The 381-nt window shown below is 65.1% G+C and carries 1 protein-coding gene; it reads right to left on the minus strand.

Going from position 1 to position 381, the window contains the following annotated elements; translation table 11 throughout:
- A partial coding sequence (locus tag EOA28_RS38525) for a DUF1194 domain-containing protein (RefSeq protein ID WP_128315975.1) occupies nucleotides 1-381 on the minus strand: 381 nt, incomplete at both ends.

Below are 381 nucleotides of genomic sequence, written 5' to 3' on the forward strand. Positions count from 1 at the left end.
GTTCGGCCCATCGCCGGAAACATCGATGACACGCTTGGTCCCCTGGAATCCGCTCTCTGCGAACAGATCGCTGCCGAAGCTCAGCGCCCCGGAAATCGAGGTGCGCCGGGCGCTGTCCGGCGGGTTGGCTTCGAGCTTCGCGACGAACCTCTCGGCGTCGGCGCGGTTGGCGATCACGGTCCACGGCACGACGACTCGCTGCCAGGTCGTGCCCGCCCATTCGACATAGGTGACGGCGATCTTGCCATAGGCGCCGTCGGCGATAGCCTTCAGCACGTTGTCATGCATCAGCGCCGCCGCGTAGCCATGACGCTGGATCTCCAGCTCAGCCGGTGACATGGAAAGCGAGACATCGACCGCCAGCACCAGCTCGACATCGAC

It is taken from the genome of Mesorhizobium sp. M2A.F.Ca.ET.067.02.1.1, from assembly GCF_004023285.1.
In the GTDB taxonomy this organism is placed as follows: Bacteria; Pseudomonadota; Alphaproteobacteria; order Rhizobiales; family Rhizobiaceae; genus Mesorhizobium.